This is a genomic window from Xanthomonas sacchari (assembly GCF_024266585.1).
GTDB lineage: Bacteria > Pseudomonadota > Gammaproteobacteria > Xanthomonadales > Xanthomonadaceae > Xanthomonas_A > Xanthomonas_A sacchari_C.
On sequence record NZ_CP100647.1, the window covers coordinates 3,424,102 to 3,441,378 of the forward strand.

A 17,277-nucleotide genomic window follows, 5' to 3' on the forward strand; every position below is an offset into this window, starting at 1 on the left:
GTGGACTCCGCGGGACGGGGCGTGTCCGCTGCACGGCGCGGCACACGCCGCGCAAGCTGCCGGGGCCGCCGCCGCCCGCATCAGGCGAACGGCCGGTCGATCGCCGGCGACGGCGGCGTGAACCACTGCGCGCCGTCTTCGGTGACGTAGAAATGATCCTCCAGGCGCACGCCGAACTCGCCCGGCACCACGATCATCGGTTCGTTGCTGCAGCACATGCCCGGGGCCAGCGGCAAGGCATTGCCGCGCACCAGATACGGCGCCTCGTGGATGCTCATGCCGCAGCCGTGGCCGGTGCGGTGCGGCAGCCCGGGCAGTTGGTAGTCCGGGCCGAGTCCGGCACGCTGCAGCACCTTGCGCGCGGCCTCGTCCACCACCGCGCAGGCCACGCCCGGACGCACCGCGGCGAACGCCGCCGCCTGCGCGTCGTGCTCCAGTTGCCAGATGCGCCGCTGCTTCTCGCTGGGCTCGCCGAAGATGTAGGTGCGGGTGATGTCGGAGTGGTAGCCCTGCACGGTGCAGCCGGTGTCGATCAGCACCAGCTCGCCCGGGCGCAGCGCCTGCACGCCGGGAATGCCGTGCGGATACGCGGTGGCGTGACCGAACTGCACGATGCAGAAGGTCGAGCCGTTGTCGGCGCCGAGCGCGCGGTGCGCCTGGTCGATGAAGCGGGTCAGTTCCGCGGTGGTGATGCCCTCGCGGATCAGCCCGGCGGCCAGCCGCTGCACCTGCAGGGTCATGTCGCAGGCCTGCTGCATCAGCGCCAGTTCCGCCGGCGACTTGCGCATGCGGCAGCCGTCGACGATTGCCGTCGCATCGCGGATCGCGATCCGGCCCAGCACCGCGGCCAGGCCGGTATGCACCGCGAAGGCCACGCCCGGGTCCAGCGCCAGGGTCTGCGCGTCCAGTTCCAGCAAGGCCTCGGCGACCAGTGCGTGCGGATCCTCGTGTTCCTGCCACAGGCGCTTGCGCACCGGCAGGCACAGCACCGCGTCCAGCGAGCCTTCCTCGAACGCCGGGCAGATCAGCAGCGGATCGCCTTCGGCGGTCAGCAGCATCGCCACCAGGCGCTCGCTGGCGCCCCACGGCACCCCGGTGAAGTAGCGCAGCGAAGCGCCGGCGCCGATCAGCAGCGCGTCGGCGCCGTGCGCGCGCATCAGCGCGCGCGCGTTGGCCAGGCGTTGCCGGTATTCCTGCTCGTGGATCGCGGGCGCGCGCTGCGGCCACGGCGCCAGTTGCGCATGCGCCTGCTCCAGGGTCAGCCCGCCGATCTGGCTGTGCTCGCTCATGCGCTGCGCTCCACGTCGGCGGTGCTCCAGATGCCGTCGATCAACCGCTGCACGCCGCCGGGATTGCGGTCGCGCAGCAGCGCCGGCAGCAGCGCGTCGGGCACGCCGTCGTAGCTGTGCAGCGCGGCGAAGCGGCGGATCGCCGCGGGCATGCCGACCGCGGTGAAGCCCGGATGGCCGGTGCTCGGATACGGGCCGCCATGGTTCATCGCCGGGCTCACCGCCACGCCGGTCGGCATCTTGTTGCAGATCAGGCGCCCCACCCGCGGCCGCAGCGCCGCGGCCAGCGCGGCGAAGGCCGGGTCGTCGCTGCCGTCGGCGGCACGATAGAGGGTGCCGGTGAGGTTGCCCTCGAAGCTGCGCGCCAGGGCGGTCAACTGCCCCAGCCCGCCGCCGCGCACGATCAGGCTGACCGGGCCGAAGGCCTCGGTCTGCAGCGCCTCGGGCTGCTGCAGGAACGCCTCGGCCGATACTTCCAGCAGGGTCGGCGCATGTCGGTAACCCGGCCCCGCGGCGGCCTCGCCGCCGGCCAGCACCGTGGCACCGGCATCGCGCAGCGTGCCCACGCTGCGCTGCAGATGCTCCAGCACGCCGCGCGAGAACAGCAGCGCCGGCGCGGCCGCGGCGAAATGCGCGGTGGCCGCGGCGACGAAGGCATCGCCGGCCTCGCCCTCGGGCACCACCACGATGCCCGGGTTGGTGCAGAACTGGCCGCTGCCCATGGTGCAGGAGGCGAAGAACTCCTGCGCCAGCGCCGCGCCGCGTTCGGCCAGCGCGCCCGGCAGCAGGAACACCGGATTGACGCTGGACAGCTCGACGTAGGCCGGCACGCCGGCCCGGTCGGCGGCGGCCTTCAGCGCCAGCCCGCCGGCACGGCTGCCGGTGAAGCCGATCGCGCCCAGCCGCGGATCGCCGGCCAGTTCCAGGCCCAGCGTGCTATCGAAGTGATACAGCAACTGCACCGTCGCCGCCGGCAGGTCGTGCGCCAGCAGCGCCTGGTGCGCGAGCTGGGCCAGGCGCTGGCTGGTGGCAGGATGCGAGGGATGCGCCTTGGCGATGACCGGATTGCGCGCGGCGATCGCCGAGGCGAAATCGCTGCCGGCCACCGCGTTGAACGCGAACGGGAAATTGTTCGGGCCGAACACCAGCACCGGCTTGTGCAGCGGCCCCAGCTGCGCGCGCAGGCCGGCCGCGGTGTCGATCACCGGCTGCGCCCAGCTGTGGCTGCGCACCGCCTGCGCGGCCTGGCGCAACTGCCCGCTGGCGCGCGGCAGTTCCACCTTGGCCAGGCGCGGCTCCACCGGCAGCCCGGTCTCGGCATGCGCCAGCGCCACCAGCTGCGCGAGGTCGGCGTCGATCGCGTCGGCGTACGCCTCCAGGAACCCGGCGATGCGTTCCGGCGCGGCCGCGGCCAGCGCATCGGCGCTCAGCGCCGCCGCGCTCAGCGCCGCTTCCAGGTCGGCGGCGCCGCTGACCGGGAACGACGGGCCGAATTCGCTCCCGTCGCGCGGATCCTCGGCGCGGAAACTGCCGCGCTCCTCCAGCGACGCCTGCCAGTGGCCGGCCAGCAACAGCGGTTGCATGCTCATCTCAGTGCCCGGGATGGGTGGCGATGGCGTGGTCGATCACCTTCAGCGCGGCTTCGCGCTCGGCGCCTTCCAGCACCAGCCGCGGCGCGCGCACGCGCTCGCTGCCCAGGCCGACCTTCTCCTGCACCAGCTTGATCAGCTGCACGAACTTGGGCACGGTATCCAGGCGCAGCAGCGGCAGGAACCAGTCGTACAGCGCCTTGGCCGCCGGGTAGCCGCCGTCGCGGGCAAGCTCGAACAGCTTCACCGACTCCTTCGGATACGCGTTGACCAGGCCGGCGATCCAGCCCTTGGCTCCCATGCTCAGGCCTTCGACGATCGCATCGTCCATGCCCACCAGCAGCACCAGGCGGTCGCCGAGCAGCTCGCCCAGCGCGGCGAAGCGGCGCACGTCGCCGGAGGATTCCTTGACCGCCTGCAGGTTCGGGAACTCGGCCGCCAGCTCGGCGATCTGCGCCGGGCTGAAATCGGTCTTGTAGGCGATCGGATTGTTGTACAGGATCGCCGGCAGGTCGGTGGCGGCGATCACCGCGCGCATGTGCGCGCCCATCTCGCGCCAGTCGGTGGAATACACGTACGGCGGCAGCACCATGATGCCCCCGCAGCCGACCTGCTTGGCCGCCTGCGCCAGGCGCACCGCTTCGTCGGTGGACAGCGCGGCGATGCCCGGCACCACCGGGATGCGGCCGTCGACTGCCTGCACCAGGGTCTTCAGGATCGCCAGCTTGTCGTCGAAGCTCAGCGTGGCCGCCTCGCCCAGCGAACCCAGCGGCACGATCGCGGTGCAGCCGGCGTCGACCATGAGCTGCGCATGCTTGGCCAGGAACGCGTGGTCGATGCTGCCGTCGGCGTTGAACGGGGTGGTGATGGCCGGCAGCACGCCGTACCAGAAGGAAGCCTTGCTCATGGAAGTACACCTTGTGGAGAGTTGCGAAGGGATGCCGCGCACGAAGGCGCGGCGCAAGCGGTGTCCGGACCCGGGTCCGGACAGGGATGGGCCAGCGCGTGCAGCCGCGCCGGGAACAGCGGCGGCCGGCGGCCGTCGTCGGAGAAATCGTCGGCGCGCGCGGCCAGCCCCAGTTCGGTCAGCGCACTGCCGCAGATGCGGCCCTGGCAGGCGCCCATGCCGCAGCGCGAAGCCAGCTTGGCGTCGCGCAGATCGGTGTGGCCGCGCAGCGCCGCCAGCGGCACGTCCTCGCAGCGGCACACCAGCGTGTCCGGCGCGGCCAGTGCATGAATGCGCGGGTCCAGCGCGAACTGCCGCTGCAGCAACGCGGCGAAGGCGCGCGCACGGCGCCGCCGCGGCTGCAGCGCCTGCGCCGCGGCATCCTGGCCGGCGGCCAGGTGGCCGGCGATCGCGCCTTCCGCGCGCGCGCAATCGCGCCCGCCGATGCCCAGCGCCTCGCCGGCGGCGTACACGCCGTCGACGCTGGTGCGCAACTGCGCATCCACCGCCACGCACGGGTGCACGCCGCTGCGCCCCAGTCGGCAGCCCAGCAGTTGCGCCAGTTCCACGTTCGGCACCAGGCCGTAGCCCACCGACAGTTGATCGCAGGCCAGACGGCGGCGACCGCGCGGGCCGTCGATCTCCACTTCCTGCACGCGGCCCTCGCCGTGCGCGGCCAGCACCACGCTGCCGGCGTGGTAGCCGACCCCGGCCAGTTGCGTGCGCAGCGCCAGCGCCTGCAGCGCCTTGTCCGGCCAGCGCAGCGGCAATTGCGCGGCGAATGCGGCCAGCGCGCGCCACGGCGCCTGTTCGACGATGCCCAGCACCTGCGCGCCATGGCGCTGCAGCGTCGCCGCCGAGGCCAGCAGCAGCGGCCCGCTGCCGGCGACCAGCACGCGCCGCCCGTGCAGCGGCCAGCCCTGCTTGGCCAGCGCCTGCGCGCCGCCGGCGCCGGTCACCCCGGGCAGGGTCCAGCCCGGGAACGGCAACAGCAATTCGCGCGCGCCGGTGGCCAGCACCAGCGCGTCGTAGCCCAGCCAGCGCGGGCCGTCCGGGCCATCGGTGAGCAACTGCCGGTCCTGCGCCAGCAGCACCTGGGTCTGCGGCAGGAACGTCACCGCGCTGGCCGCCAGTTGCGCCAGCGCACGCGCGGCCAGGCGCGGCGGCGCCTGGGCCACGTCGTGGCGCCAGATCTGGCCGCCGGCACGCGCCTGCAGATCGACCAGGCCGACGCGGCGGCCATGCCCTGCCGCGGCCAGCGCCGCCGCCAGCCCGGCCGGGCCGGCGCCGATCACCAGTACCTCGTAGTGGGCGCGCGGCTCAGCCATCGGTCCACACCTGCATGCCGTCGCGCGCCGGGGTGATGCAGGCGCGCAACTGGCCGACGCGGTCGATGCGCACCCGGCATTCGGCGCACACGCCCATGCCGCACAGCGGCGCACGCGGCTGGCCGCTGCGCGAGCGGCGGAAATGCGGGGCGACCTGCGCCACCGCCGCGGCCACGCTGCTGCCGTCGAGTACTTCGACGTCGCGGCCATCGACCTGCAGGCGCAGCATCCGCGCGCTCATGCCAGCGCCCGCGCCGGCGCGTACGGCGCCGGATCGATCGCCGCGGGCCGCTGCAGCAGTTGGTCCAGCAGCAGGCGCGCACTGCCCAGCGCGGTGGTCACGCCCAAGCCTTCGTGGCCGGCCGCGACCCACACGTCGCGCCGCTCCGGCACCACGCCCAGGTACGGGCGCCCGTCCGGCGTGGCCGGACGTAGGCCGGTCCACACCCGGATCGCCTGCAGTTGCCGCAGGCCCGGCAGGAACGCGAAGGCGCGCTCCAGCATCCGCTGCAGCATCGGCATCGACACCGCGCGGTCGGTCGCATCGAATTCGCGCGAGGAGCCGATCAGGATCTGCCCGGTCGGCCGCGGCTGCACGTTGAACGCCACGCTGCTGCCGTCGCTGCCGTGCGCGCTGTCGGCATAGCCCAGCTCCAGCAATTGATGGGCGACGAAGCCCGGATAGCGATCGGTGATCACCAATTGTCCCTTGCGCGCCCGCATCGGCAGTTCCGGCAACAGTTCCGGCAGGGCGCAGCCGGTGGCGACCAGCACCGGGCCATGCAGCGCGCTGCCGTCGTCCAGGCGCACGCCGGCAGCGACCAGCGCGGTGGCGCGGCGCCCGGCGTACAGTTGCGCGCCGGCGGCGCAGGCGCGCTCGACCAGGTAGCGCGCCATCCGCGGCGGATACACCACCGCCTCGGCGGCCACGCGCATGCCGCCGGCCAGGCCCGGCACCAGCGCCGGCTCCAGTTGATACAAGCGCTGCGCATCGAGCGCTTCGGCGTGCACGCCGGCCGCGGCCAGGCGCTGGATCTTGGCCGGAATCGCCGCCAGCTCGCGCGCCTCGCGCGCCACCCACAGCGTGCCGCAGCGGCTGAACTCGGCCTGCGGCAGCGGCGCGAACTCTTCCCACAGGCGCAGCGAGTACGCCGACAGCGCCAGTTCCGCCGGATCGTCGTCCATCGCCACCAGATGGCCCATGGCCGCGGCGGTGGAACCGCCGCCGATGCTGCCCGACTCGACGATCGCCACGCGCAGGCCGGCGGCCGCCGCCGCATCGGCGCAGGCCGCGCCGACGATGCCGGCGCCGACGACGATCAGGTCGAAACCGCTGCTCATGCGGCGCCGATGCCCCAGGCGAACGGATCCTGCGGATCGAGCAGCAACTGTGCGCGGGCGGTGATGAAGGCCTGCCCGGTGATGCGTGGCAATACCCCGCGGGTGCCGGGCGCATAGCTGCCCTCGAACACGCTGCCGAGGATGCCCTGCTGGCGCCACACCTGGCCCGGCGCCAGCTTGCCGTCGGCGGCCAGGCACGCCAGCTTGGCGCTGGTGCCGGTGCCGCACGGCGAACGGTCGTAGGCCAGGCCCGGGCACAGCACGAAGTTGCGCGCATCGGCGCTGGCGTCCGGCGCCGGCCCGTTGATCTCGATATGGTCGATCTCGCCGCCGTCGGCGCCGCGGATGCCCGCCGCCTCCAGCGCCAGCCGCACCGCCTCGGTATAGGCGGTCAGCGCGCGCTGGTGGCGCAGCTCCAGCGCGCACGGCGTCTGTTCGGTGATGAAGAACCAGTTGCCGCCCCAGGCGACGTCGCCGCGCACGCGCCCGTACTCGGGCACCAGCACGTCGATGCCGGTGGCATGGCGGTAGCTCTCGACGTTGTCGACCGAGACCCGGCCGTCGGCATGCAGTTCCACGCCGACCGTGCCCACCGGCGTCTCGATGCGGTGCGTGCCCGGGCTCAGCCGGCCCAGGTCGGCCAGCGTGCGCACCAGGCCGATGGTGCCGTGGCCGCACATGCCCAGGTAGCCGACGTTGTTGAAGAAGATCACCGCCGCGCAGGCATCGGCGGCCACCGGCGGCAGCAGCAGCGCGCCGACCATGGTGTCCGAGCCGCGCGGCTCGCAGGCGATGGCGCTGCGCCAGCGGTCGAAGCGCGTGCGGAACAGTTCGCGGCGTTGGGCCAGGGAACCGGTTCCCAGATCGGGGAAGCCGGAGACGACGACACGGGTCGGTTCGCCGGCGCTGTGCGAGTCGATGACATCGAGTGTATGCATGGCGCCATGCTCACATTCGGCCCCGCCGCCGGCTAGCAGCGTTTGCCTGTCGCAAATGCGGAAATTCGCACAACCCGACAACGCCGGGCAGCGCCGACTTAGGCTAGCATCGACATCCGGGGACGCGCGGCAGCGCGCCCGCGCCGCCACCCACTCCCCCAGGTGAACGCCATGGACACTCTGATTTCGGCACTGGAACTGCAGACGCTGTTCGACGCCTTGCCGGACGTGGTGTTCTTCGTGAAGGATCGCGACGGCCGCTACACCCACGTCAACCTGACCCTGGTGCGGCGGCTGGGCAAGAAACACCGCGCCGACCTGATCGGCAAATCGGCCGCGGACGTGTTCCCGCTGCCGCTGGGCGGCAGCTACCTCATGCAGGACCGGCGCGTGCTGTGCGGCGAGGTGATCGAGAACCAGCTGGAAGTGCACCTGTTCCCGAACCGTACCCCCGGCTGGTGCCTGACCTTCAAGCGCCCGCTGTGCGAGGGCGACGAGGTGATCGGCGTGGTCGGCATCTCCCGCGACCTGGGCCAGCCGGACAGCCGCCATTCCGCCTACGAGCGCATCAGCCGCGCGATGGAGCACATGCAGGCGCACTACGGCGACAACCTGCGCGTGCAGACCCTGGCCGACCTGGCCGAGCTGTCGGTGGCGCAACTGGAGCGGCACTTCCGCCGCGTGTTCCAGCTGACCCCGCAGCAACTGCTGACCAAGATGCGCATCGAAGCGGCGATGCGCCTGCTGCACGGCGACGACAGCATCGCCAGCATCGGCCAGCTGTGCGGCTTCGCCGACCAGAGCGCCTTCGCCCGCCAGTTCAAGGCCACTGTCGGCATGACCCCGCGCGACTACCGGTCGATGAAGGGCAAGCTGTGAAGAGCTGGGAATGGGGATTGGGGATTGGGGATTCGTTTTTTGGCTGAATGCGGGCGTTGGGATCGCGGCGCTACGAATGCAGAGCCCCTCTCCCTCCGGGGCGAAAGGGCACGGTTTGCGCGCCATTGGCGCGCGTGCCCTTGAGCGCCCGCGCCGCAAGCGCTGGCCGGGGCGAGGAGCGGGGGTTGGGGTGAGGGTCCGGCGCAGCCATTGCGTCGAAACACCATGACAAATCCGCGCTTGCCCTGAGAGGATGGCTTCACCGGGAGCGCCCGATCGCGACTGAAGAAACGCGTCCACCTACGCACACGCGTTCACGACGCACTAATCCCATCCCGCCAACCATCCCAGCCTGCCCCCGCTGCACAGGCCGCTCAGGTCGCAAGTGGTAGCATTCCGCGTTTCCGGTCCACGCGTCATCCATGGTCAGCCTATTCCGCCGCAACAAGCCCCAGGACAACGCCGGCGAGAGCCGCACGCAGCGTTACAGCATCGAGGAACTGGCCGCCGCCTTCCCCAAGCCGGCAAGCGCCGAACCGGCGGCGCCTGCGCCGTCGGCGCCGCCTGCCACTGAGGCCGCGCCCGCCGCTCCCGTCCCCGCCGCTGCCCCGGAGCCGACGCCCGCGCCGGTCGCCGAACACCCCGTCCAGGCGCCCGCCCCGGTCGCGGTCCCGCAGCCACAACCGACGCCGCTGCCGCCCGCAGCGCCCACCCCGCCGCCGCAGGCCTATGTGCCGACGCCGGCCGCCGCGCCGGCGCCGAGCGTGCCGCAGCCGACACCCGTTCCCGCCCAGCCTTCCGCCGCGGTACCCGCGCCGTCGCCTGTCGCCGCGTCCGTGCCCGCCGCCGACGCCGACCTGGCACGCAGCGACGCGCTGCCCGCCGCGCCGGCCGGCAAGCCCGGCTGGCGCGAGCGCCTGCGCAACAGCAGCTTCGCGCGCAGCGTCGGCAGCCTGTTCTCGCGCAACCCCAAGCTCGACGACGACCTGCTCGACGAGATCGAGACCGCGCTGATCACCGCCGACGTCGGCATCCCCGCCACCACCGCGCTGATCGAGAGCCTGCGCAAGCGCATGAAGGCGCGCGAGTTCGCCGACGCCCGGGCGCTGCAGCAGGCGCTGCGCGCCGACCTGCTGGCGATCCTGCAGCCGGTGGCGCAGCCGCTGCGCATCGACCGCAACGCCAAGCCCTTCGTGGTGCTGACCGTCGGCGTCAACGGCGTCGGCAAGACCACCACCATCGGCAAGCTGGCCAAGCGCTTCAAGGACGAGGGCCACAGCCTGATGCTGGCCGCCGGCGACACCTTCCGCGCCGCGGCGGTGGCGCAGCTGCAGGCCTGGGGCGAGCGCAACGGCGTGAGCGTGATCGCGCAGGGCCAGAACGCCGACGCCGCCTCGGTGGCCTTCGACGCGCTGCAGGCCGGCAAGGCGCGCGGCACCGATGTGCTGATCGCCGACACCGCCGGCCGCCTGCACACCCAGACCGGGCTGATGAACGAGTTGGGCAAGATCCGCCGGGTGCTCGGCAAGCTGGACCCCAGCGCCCCGCACGAGGTGCTGATGGTGATCGACGGCACCACCGGCCAGAACGCGCTGTCGCAGCTGCGCCAGTTCCACGCCGCGGTCGGCGTCACCGGCCTGGTGGTGACCAAGCTCGACGGCACCGCCAAGGGCGGCGTGGTGTTCGCCCTGGCCCGCGAGTTCGGCATCCCGATCCGCTTCGCCGGCATCGGCGAACGCCCCGAAGACCTGCGCGTGTTCGACGCCGAGGCCTTCGTCGACGCCTTGCTGCCGGAGGCATTGGGCGGCTGATTGAAGCCCCTCTCCCCCCCGGGGCGACAGGGCACGGCTTGCGCGCCACTGGCGCGCGTGCCCTGGAGCGCCCGCGCCGCAAGCGCGGGCCGGGGCGCGGAGCGGGGTTGGGGTGTAGGGTGCGGCGCGAAGCGTCTCGCGGAATCAAGTGCACTAGGCTTCGCGCGCACCCTCATCCGGCCCTTCGGGCCACCTTCTCCCGAGGGGAGAAGGAATAGCCCTCCCCTCATCCGCCCCTGCGGGGCACCTTCTCCCGAGGGGAGAAGGAACTTTGAAGCCAGCATGCGCCAGCCCTCTGACACCTTCCCCGCCCGCCTGCTCGCCTGGTTCGACCGCCACGGGCGCCACGACCTGCCCTGGCAGCATCCGCGCAGCCCGTACCGGGTCTGGCTGTCGGAGATCATGCTGCAGCAGACCCAGGTGGCGGTGGTCATCCCCTACTTCCTGCGCTTCCTGCAGCACTTCCCGACCCTGCCGGCGCTGGCCGCCGCCGACAACGACGCGGTGATGGCGCAATGGGCCGGGCTCGGCTACTACGCCCGCGCGCGCAACCTGCATGCCGCCGCCAAGCGCTGCGTGGAATTGCACGGCGGCGAGCTGCCGCGCGATTTCGAGGCCCTGCACGCGCTGCCCGGGATCGGCCGCAGCACCGCTGGCGCGATCCTCAGCCAGGCCTGGAACGACCGTTTCCCGATCCTCGACGGCAACGTCAAGCGCGTGCTGACCCGCTACCACGGCATCGCCGGCTACCCCGGCCTGCCGGCGGTGGAAAAGCCGCTGTGGGCGCTCGCGCAGTCGCATGTGGACGCCGTGCCCGACCGGCGCATGGCCGACTACACCCAGGCGCAGATGGATTTCGGCGCCACCCTGTGCACCCGCGCCAACCCCGCCTGCGTGCTGTGCCCGCTGCAGGACGACTGCGTGGCGCGCCGCGACGGCCTGGTCGAGGCGCTGCCCACGCCCAAGCCGGGCAAGACCCTGCCCGAGCGCGAGGCGCTGGCGCTGCTGCTGGAGAACGCCGCCGGCGAACTGCTGCTGCAGCGGCGTCCGCCGACCGGCATCTGGGCCTCGCTGTGGACCCTGCCGCAGGCCGACACCGACAGCGAACTGCGCGCCTGGTACGCGCGCTGGATGCGCGGGCGCGCCTACGACGACGCCGAAGCGCTGCCGCCGATCGTGCACACCTTCAGCCATTACCGCCTGCATCTGCAGCCGCTGCGCCTGCGCAAGGTCGCCATGGGCGATGCGCTGGGCGACAATGCCGACCTGCGCTGGGTGGCGCGCGCCGACCTGTCGACGCTGGGCCTGCCCGCACCGATCCGCAAACTGCTCGACGGCCTCTAGCGCGCACCGGCGCGCGGCGCCGCGCGCATCGCCAGGAATTGCCATGTCCCGCACCGTCTTCTGCCAGTACCAGCAACGCGACGCCGAAGGGCTCGACTACGTGCCGTATCCCGGCGAGCTCGGCAAGCGCGTGTTCGCGCACATCGGCAAGGCCGGCTGGCAGGCGTGGCTGGCGCACCAGACCATGCTGATCAACGAGAACCGGCTGTCGCCGCGCGACCCCAAGCACCGCGCGTTCCTAGAAGCGGAACTGGAGAAGTTCCTGTTCCAGGGCGGCGCCGCCAAGCCCGACGGCTACGTGGCGCCCGACCAGGCGCCCTGAGCGGCGGCGCCGCGTCGTCGCGTCGCGCGCGCACACCACCAACCACGCACTTCGTCAGCATCACGCCATCGCGCAGGAGCGGCTTCAGGGCACCTCAATAACGCCGGGACGCGCCCTGTGGGAGCGGCTTCAGCCACGACGGGCGTTACCGGCAAGCCCGTCGCGGCTGAAGCCGCTCCCACGCGTGCGCCCTGCGGCTATCAGGGCGTGCGCACATTTTCCGCCACACCTAACGCACCAGGCTGCAACCCGTAGCGCCAGGGAGGAGCGGCAGCGCAACCCCGCACTCGCCCCGCCGCCCCGCCGCCTAGCGAATCCCAAATCCCGAATCCCGGCTCAGCCCCCAGGCACCTGCTGCGCCCGCTCCTGCACCTTCGCCTCGCGCAGTTCCTTCTCCGAGGCACGCAGTGCCTTGACGTCGAGCGGGCGGATGCTGTCGATGCGGCACGGCAGGCGAATCGCGCCGGGGCCGCCGCCGAGCACCAGCACGTCGTCGAACTTCGCCGAGACCTGGCTGCCGAAATGGGTGATGGCGATGCTGGGCGCGAAATCCAGGTCCTGGCAGGGACCGGCGAACTCCAGCAGATAGGCCTGGTTCGGACGCGTCCACACCGCCAGCGCGCTGTCGCCGAGCGCGGTCCAGCCGTTGAGTTGGTTGAAGTACTGGAAGTCGCGCACCGGCGCACCGGCGTGGGCGCGATACAGGGCCAGGCGCTCGTCGTCGCTGAGCCGGTTGGTGGCGCAGCCGCCCAGTGCGGCCGTGGCGAAGAGAGCGGACAGCAGCAGGCGTTTCATGGCAGTGCTCCTGATGGTGTGGAACGCATCATGCGCCCGCCGCCGCGCACGCGCGCATGGGCGCGCGCGCGGCGTTCAGCGACAAGGCAGCCAGGCGCGGACCGTCACTGCGCGGTGCTGCGCGCCGATTCGCAGAAGCGTTGCCGGTACTCCAGCGCCTTGGGCATCAGCGCCTGCAGGTTCTGGATGCGGGTGCCCGGATTGGGATGGGTGGAGGCGAACTCCGGCGGCGCCTGGCCGCCGCTGCTGGCGCTCATCCGCTGCCACAGCGGCACCGCCTCGCGCGGGTCGAAACAGGCCGCCGCGGCCAGCATCAGGCCCACTTCGTCGGCCTGGGTCTCGTGACTGCGCGCGTATGGCAGCAGGTAGCCGTAGCCCATCGCCGCCATCGCCATCTGCTGCTGTTGCGGGTCCAGGCCGCCGGCGGCGCCGGCCATCTGCCCGATCTGGGTCAGCTTCTGCTGGGCCATGCGCTGCGCGCCATGCCGCAGCAGCGCATGCGCGATCTCGTGGCCCATCACCACCGCCATCGCATCGGCATTGCCGGCGACCGGGAACAGGCCGGTGTAGACCGCCATCTTGCCGCCGGGCAGGCAGAACGCGTTGGCCTGCTCGGACGGAATCACGTTGACGTCCCAGTCGAAACTGCGCGCGGCGTGCTGCGCCTGCATGCCGTGTTCGGCGGCCAGCGCGTCCTCGACCACGTCGACCTTGGCGATCAGCCGCTGCGCGATCGCGCGCACCCGCTGCGCCTGCGGCGCCTGCGGGTCCAGCGGCCGTTCCTGCGCCAGGATCTCGCGATAGGCCTGCAGGCCCAGCGCCTTCTCGTCCTCCACGTTCAACGAGCGGTCGATCAGCACCCGCTCGCCGGTATACGGATCCTCGCTGCGGTTGGAGAACCAGTAGTACCCGGCATAGACCGCAAACCCCAGCAGCACCAGCCAGCGCACCCCGCCCAACGGCCCGCGGCGGCCGCCTCCCGGTTCGCCGCCCTGGCGGCCGAAGACCTCGTTCATCCCGTTCCCCTCGCTGACTGGTGAGGCAATCTAGCGTCGGCACCGACTTGGCGGCGTCAAATGCCGCGCACCAGGCGGAACCCGACGCGCGCGCTGGTGCTGTCCGAATCCTGCATCAGCCGCCATGCCGCGCGGGTCTGTTCCGGCGCGTTGGCCCAGTTGCCGCCGCGCACCACCCGCGAGCGGCAGCCCGGGTTGTACCAGGCCGCGCCGTCGGCCGGCGCGCGGCGGTAGCTGGCATGCCAGCAGTCGGCGACCCACTCGCTGAGGTTGCCGGCCATGTCGTGCAGGCCCCAGGCATTGGCGGAAAAACTGGCGACCGGGGCCGGGCCCCAGAATCCGTCGGTGTAGCCGACGAAGGCGTTGCGCCAGTGCCGGCCGCTGGGCGAGACATCGCCGCCGCCGGTGAAGTTGCCGCTGCCGCGCGGCGGCGTGCCGGCGTTGCCCCAGGGATAGCGGCCGCGGCTGCCGGCGCGCAGGGCGTATTCGAACTCGGCCTCGCTGGGCAGCCGGTAGTGCCGCCCGGTCTGCTGCGACAGCCAGGCCGCGTAGGCTTCGGCGTCGCGCACGCTGACGTGCATTACCGGGCTGTTCGGCGCGGCGCGCGCGCCCTGGTAGTCCGACTGCCAGTCCACCCCGTTGCGGCGCACGAAGTTGCCGCTGCGCTCGTCGTAGACGGTGGAATGGCCGCGCCGGGTGGCGCGCGGACGCGCCTTGGTCGCCTCCACGAAGCGGCGGAACTCGGCCACGGTGACCTCGGTGATCGACATGGCGAAACCGCGGTCGAAGCGCACGTAGTGCTGCGGCATCTCCGCCGGCGAGGCGCCGGGTTCGCTCTCGGCCGCGCCCATGCGGAAGCCGCCGTGCGGCACCACGATCATCTGCGGGCCGCGGCCGCCGTCGCGCATGCCGTCGGTGAACACCTGGCCGGGGCGGAAACTGCCGTAGTGGGTGGCCAGGTCGATGCGTTCGCGCAGCATCGCCGCCACCGGATCGCCGGGATCGGCGATGCGCAGCACATCGCCCAGGCGCTCGCGCGCCGACTTCAACCCGGCCGGCGTGACCAGATCGCGCAGGCCGGCATCGCGCAAGGCGGCGATGCGCGCCACGCGCACCTGCTCCACGCGCGCGCGCGCGTCGCGCACCGTGGGCGCGTCCTCGCGCACCCGCGCCGCGCGCGCCAGCCAGCTGCCGGCCGCGGCGAAATCCGAGGCCGCCGCAGCCGCCTCGGCGCGGCGGATCAACGCGCTCTCCACCGCCGCCACGCCCTGCCGCGCGCGCGCATCGTCGGCATCCAGCAGCAGCGCCTCGCGAAAATTGGCCAGCGCGCCGTTGCCGTCCTCGCCCAGGCGGCCGCCGCGCAGGTCGTCCTCGCCGGCGCGGTTGTAGGCCAGCACGCGCGAAGCGGTCTCCACCCGCTGCTGCAGGCGCCGCACCGCCGGGTCTTCGGCATCCAGCCACAGCGCCACCATCGCGATGCGCGCGGCCTGCTCGAGCGTGCGCTCGGAGAGTTCCGGATCGCCCAGCGCCTGCGCGCCGAGCTGCAGCAGGCGCCGCCGCGCCTTGCGCAGGCCGTCCTGCGCGACGCGATCGTGCGGTGCGAGGCTGCGGATCGCCAGGTACAACGGAATCGCCGACTGCGCATCGGCGAACAGGCGGTCCTCGGCCAGCGCGCGCGCCGCCTGGCGCCGCGCCTGCGGCAGGCCGCTGCGGGTCAAGACCGGCAACGGCGGCTGCCAGCGCGCCACGGTCTCGGCCGCATCCTCGCCGCCGATGGTCACGCTGGGCGCCTGCACCGGTTTGGCCGGCGTCGGCGCGCGCGCGGCGGCGGCCTTGGGCACGGAGGCTTTGGGCGCGGCGTCGGTCGGCGGCGCGGGCGGCTGCCGTGCGCAGCCGGCCAGCAACGCCGCCAGCACGGTCCAGACCATCACAACGCCGCTGCTGCGCACCCTTCCTCCGAATCATGGCCCTGGCGACGCCGTCCCGCCCGGCGCGCCGTGCGGCCGGCGGAGCGACGTTAGGCTATTCTCGCCTGCCTGAGCAAACCCTGCATTCGACGGAAATCACGTGCCATATTGGATCAAGCAACCTGCCGAGCTGAGCGAGCGGCTGGCGCAGCGCCCGGCCCGCATCGGCCTAGATACCGAATTCGTCCGCGAGCGGACCTACTGGCCGCAACTGGCGCTGGTGCAGATGGCGGTGGGCGACGAGATCCTGCTGATCGACCCGCTGATCCCGGGCATGCCGCAGGCGCTGGCGCCGTGGCTGAGCGCCCCGGACATCCTCAAGATCATGCACAGCGCCAGCGAAGACCTGGTCGCCTTCAAGTGCGCGTGCGGTACCTTGCCGCGGCCGCTGTTCGACACCCAGATCGCCGCCGGCCTGGCCGGACTCGGCGCCGGTATGGGCTACCAGAAGCTGGTACTGGAGATCACCGGCGTGCACCTGGCCAAGGGCGAGACCCGCTCGGACTGGCTGCGCCGCCCGCTGTCGCCGGCGCAACTGGAGTACGCCGCCGACGACGTCCGCCATCTGTTCGCAATGCACGACGCGCTGCAGACGCGGCTGCAGGCCCTGGACCGCAGCGCCTGGCTGCACGAGGACGGCGAGCGCCTGCTCGGCACCGTCGAGCAGGACGACGGCGAGCGCTGGCCGCACCTGGGCATGCGCTCGGCGCAGTTCATGGACCGCCCCGCGCAGCTGCGCCTGCTGCGCCTGTTGCGCTGGCGCGACGCGCAGGCCCGGCACAGCGACAAGCCGCGCAGCTGGATCCTGGACAACGAACTGGCCGCCACCCTGGCGCGGTTTCCGCCGGACGACCGGCAGGCGCTGCTGGCGCTGTTCGACAAGCACCCCAAGGCGCCACGCAAGCTCAGCGATGCGCTGTGGCAGGCGCTGACCACGCCGCTGGCCGACGAGGCCGACGCGCCGCTGGCGCTGGCCGCCAGCGACGACAACAAGGCGGCGCTGAAGCGGCTGCAGGACGCGGTGGCCGCGCGCAGCGCCGAACTCGGCCTGCCCGACGGCCTGCTGGCCTCGCGCAAGCACCTGGAAGCCCTGCTGGAAAGCGCGCAGTGGCCGCAGCCGCTGGCGGGCTGGCGCCGGCGCGAACTGGAACCGCGGCTGCAGCCGCTGCTGGGCGGCGCACGCTGAAGGCGCGCGGCCGAATCGCTGCGGCTGCCGCCGCACGCCGCGCGCCGCGCGCCGCGCGCCTCCATAAAAACGCGCGCCCATGAAAAAAGGCCAGGAATCCCTGGCCTTTTTTCGTCTGCTCAGTACTTGAACAGCGGGAACTTCAGGTCCGGATGCCGCGCCTTCCATTCGTTGTAGGCGGCGGTGCCTTCCCAGGCCGCGAAGGCCTTGGGCGTGCGGCCGCGGCCGGACCAGGTTTCGCCGGTGTGCGGCAACTGGTACTTCGGCTTGACCTCGCTGCGGCCGCCGGCGGACTTGCTGCTGGCCGGCTTGGACGCCGCGCTGGTCACGTAGGCGGCGATCTCGTTGCGCTGCTTGGCGCTGAAGAACTCGGCGAACTGCTCCAGCAGCGACAGCACGTTGGCATGCGCGGCATTGGTTTCGCCCTCGCGCGCCTGCCGTTCCTGCTCTTCCAGCTTGCGCATTTCTTCCTGCAGCTTGGCCTTGGCTTCGGCGATCTGTTGCAAGTTGCGAACTTCCGTCATGT

16 protein-coding genes are annotated in these 17,277 nt (G+C 72.5%); 5 read left to right on the forward strand and 11 right to left on the reverse strand.

Annotated features, from left to right (window positions below):
* Positions 1-80 precede the first annotated feature (80 nt).
* From NKJ47_RS14225 to NKJ47_RS14255, 7 genes are read right to left on the reverse strand one after another with little or no spacing between them, the layout of a single operon-like run.
* Complete coding sequence (locus NKJ47_RS14225; protein WP_254458506.1) at positions 81-1,289, reverse strand: M24 family metallopeptidase; 1,209 nt, start codon at positions 1,287-1,289, stop codon at positions 81-83.
* Positions 1,286-2,878 carry an aldehyde dehydrogenase family protein gene (locus NKJ47_RS14230; protein WP_254458507.1) on the reverse strand — a complete coding sequence of 531 codons (1,593 nt, stop codon included), beginning with the start codon at positions 2,876-2,878 and terminating at the stop codon, positions 1,286-1,288. The genes NKJ47_RS14225 and NKJ47_RS14230 overlap by 4 nt, the downstream gene beginning before the upstream one ends.
* 1 nt (position 2,879) lies before the next feature.
* Positions 2,880-3,785, reverse strand: a complete 906-nt coding sequence (locus tag NKJ47_RS14235) for a dihydrodipicolinate synthase family protein (RefSeq protein WP_209031823.1) — start codon at positions 3,783-3,785, stop codon at positions 2,880-2,882.
* Positions 3,782-5,152: an NAD(P)/FAD-dependent oxidoreductase gene (locus NKJ47_RS14240; RefSeq protein ID WP_254458508.1), complete on the reverse strand. Its 1,371-nt coding sequence runs from the start codon at positions 5,150-5,152 to the stop codon at positions 3,782-3,784. The genes NKJ47_RS14235 and NKJ47_RS14240 overlap by 4 nt, the downstream gene beginning before the upstream one ends.
* Entirely contained in the window at positions 5,145-5,393 is a 249-nt protein-coding gene (locus NKJ47_RS14245; RefSeq protein ID WP_184502469.1) for a (2Fe-2S)-binding protein, read from the reverse strand. Before NKJ47_RS14245 ends, NKJ47_RS14240 begins: the two co-directional genes overlap by 8 nt.
* Positions 5,390-6,493, reverse strand: coding sequence for an NAD(P)/FAD-dependent oxidoreductase (locus tag NKJ47_RS14250; protein ID WP_254458509.1), 1,104 nt, complete (start codon positions 6,491-6,493; stop codon positions 5,390-5,392). The genes NKJ47_RS14245 and NKJ47_RS14250 overlap by 4 nt, the downstream gene beginning before the upstream one ends.
* Positions 6,490-7,431: a 4-hydroxyproline epimerase gene (locus NKJ47_RS14255; protein ID WP_254458510.1), complete on the reverse strand. Its 942-nt coding sequence runs from the start codon at positions 7,429-7,431 to the stop codon at positions 6,490-6,492. The genes NKJ47_RS14250 and NKJ47_RS14255 overlap by 4 nt, the downstream gene beginning before the upstream one ends.
* A 171-nt stretch (positions 7,432-7,602) precedes the next feature.
* Between NKJ47_RS14255 and NKJ47_RS14260 the strand changes: the two genes are divergently transcribed.
* The 4 genes from NKJ47_RS14260 (at position 7,603) to NKJ47_RS14275 (ending at position 11,787) form a co-directional block, all read left to right on the forward strand.
* The gene (locus NKJ47_RS14260; RefSeq protein ID WP_254458511.1) at positions 7,603-8,310 is read left to right on the forward strand and encodes an AraC family transcriptional regulator; all 708 of its coding nucleotides are present in this window, start codon (positions 7,603-7,605) and stop codon (positions 8,308-8,310) included.
* Between the two features lie 422 nt (positions 8,311-8,732).
* Complete coding sequence (gene ftsY, locus NKJ47_RS14265) at positions 8,733-10,121, forward strand: signal recognition particle-docking protein FtsY (protein WP_254458512.1); 1,389 nt, start codon at positions 8,733-8,735, stop codon at positions 10,119-10,121.
* A 282-nt stretch (positions 10,122-10,403) separates the two neighbouring features.
* Positions 10,404-11,465: an A/G-specific adenine glycosylase gene (gene mutY / locus NKJ47_RS14270; RefSeq protein ID WP_254458513.1), complete on the forward strand. Its 1,062-nt coding sequence runs from the start codon at positions 10,404-10,406 to the stop codon at positions 11,463-11,465.
* A 43-nt stretch (positions 11,466-11,508) separates the two neighbouring features.
* A complete protein-coding gene (locus NKJ47_RS14275) occupies positions 11,509-11,787 on the forward strand; it encodes an oxidative damage protection protein (protein WP_254458514.1) in 279 nt (92 codons plus the stop codon).
* 336 nt (positions 11,788-12,123) lie between these two features.
* Here the strand turns inward: NKJ47_RS14275 and NKJ47_RS14280 are convergent, their stop codons facing one another.
* The 3 genes from NKJ47_RS14280 to NKJ47_RS14290 form a co-directional block, all read right to left on the reverse strand.
* Positions 12,124-12,582, reverse strand: a complete 459-nt coding sequence (locus tag NKJ47_RS14280) for a DUF6491 family protein (RefSeq protein ID WP_254458515.1) — start codon at positions 12,580-12,582, stop codon at positions 12,124-12,126.
* A gap of 104 nt (positions 12,583-12,686) precedes the next feature.
* Entirely contained in the window at positions 12,687-13,598 is a 912-nt protein-coding gene (locus tag NKJ47_RS14285; protein ID WP_254458516.1) for a M48 family metallopeptidase, read from the reverse strand.
* 56 nt (positions 13,599-13,654) lie between these two features.
* Positions 13,655-15,526, reverse strand: a complete 1,872-nt coding sequence (locus tag NKJ47_RS14290) for a formylglycine-generating enzyme family protein (protein WP_254461435.1) — start codon at positions 15,524-15,526, stop codon at positions 13,655-13,657.
* Between the two features lie 139 nt (positions 15,527-15,665).
* Between NKJ47_RS14290 and rnd the strand changes: the two genes are divergently transcribed.
* Positions 15,666-16,751 carry a ribonuclease D gene (rnd, locus tag NKJ47_RS14295; RefSeq protein WP_254458517.1) on the forward strand — a complete coding sequence of 362 codons (1,086 nt, stop codon included), beginning with the start codon at positions 15,666-15,668 and terminating at the stop codon, positions 16,749-16,751.
* A gap of 119 nt (positions 16,752-16,870) precedes the next feature.
* Here rnd and NKJ47_RS14300 read toward each other — a convergent pair whose 3' ends face one another.
* Positions 16,871-17,275: an H-NS histone family protein gene (locus tag NKJ47_RS14300; protein WP_017917624.1), complete on the reverse strand. Its 405-nt coding sequence runs from the start codon at positions 17,273-17,275 to the stop codon at positions 16,871-16,873.
* Between the last annotated feature and the right edge of the window lie 2 nt (positions 17,276-17,277).

Coding starts and splice junctions, on each gene's coding strand:
- NKJ47_RS14225 (WP_254458506.1), bottom strand. CDS start 1,289: ATGAGCGAGCACAGCCAGATCGGCGGGCTGACCCTGGAGCAGGCGCAT.
- NKJ47_RS14230 (WP_254458507.1), bottom strand. CDS start 2,878: ATGAGCATGCAACCGCTGTTGCTGGCCGGCCACTGGCAGGCGTCGCTG.
- NKJ47_RS14235 (WP_209031823.1), bottom strand. CDS start 3,785: ATGAGCAAGGCTTCCTTCTGGTACGGCGTGCTGCCGGCCATCACCACC.
- NKJ47_RS14240 (WP_254458508.1), bottom strand. CDS start 5,152: ATGGCTGAGCCGCGCGCCCACTACGAGGTACTGGTGATCGGCGCCGGC.
- NKJ47_RS14245 (WP_184502469.1), bottom strand. CDS start 5,393: ATGAGCGCGCGGATGCTGCGCCTGCAGGTCGATGGCCGCGACGTCGAA.
- NKJ47_RS14250 (WP_254458509.1), bottom strand. CDS start 6,493: ATGAGCAGCGGTTTCGACCTGATCGTCGTCGGCGCCGGCATCGTCGGC.
- NKJ47_RS14255 (WP_254458510.1), bottom strand. CDS start 7,431: ATGCATACACTCGATGTCATCGACTCGCACAGCGCCGGCGAACCGACC.
- NKJ47_RS14260 (WP_254458511.1), top strand. CDS start 7,603: ATGGACACTCTGATTTCGGCACTGGAACTGCAGACGCTGTTCGACGCC.
- ftsY (WP_254458512.1), top strand. CDS start 8,733: ATGGTCAGCCTATTCCGCCGCAACAAGCCCCAGGACAACGCCGGCGAG.
- mutY (WP_254458513.1), top strand. CDS start 10,404: ATGCGCCAGCCCTCTGACACCTTCCCCGCCCGCCTGCTCGCCTGGTTC.
- NKJ47_RS14275 (WP_254458514.1), top strand. CDS start 11,509: ATGTCCCGCACCGTCTTCTGCCAGTACCAGCAACGCGACGCCGAAGGG.
- NKJ47_RS14280 (WP_254458515.1), bottom strand. CDS start 12,582: ATGAAACGCCTGCTGCTGTCCGCTCTCTTCGCCACGGCCGCACTGGGC.
- NKJ47_RS14285 (WP_254458516.1), bottom strand. CDS start 13,598: ATGAACGAGGTCTTCGGCCGCCAGGGCGGCGAACCGGGAGGCGGCCGC.
- NKJ47_RS14290 (WP_254461435.1), bottom strand. CDS start 15,526: ATGGTCTGGACCGTGCTGGCGGCGTTGCTGGCCGGCTGCGCACGGCAG.
- NKJ47_RS14300 (WP_017917624.1), bottom strand. CDS start 17,275: ATGACGGAAGTTCGCAACTTGCAACAGATCGCCGAAGCCAAGGCCAAG.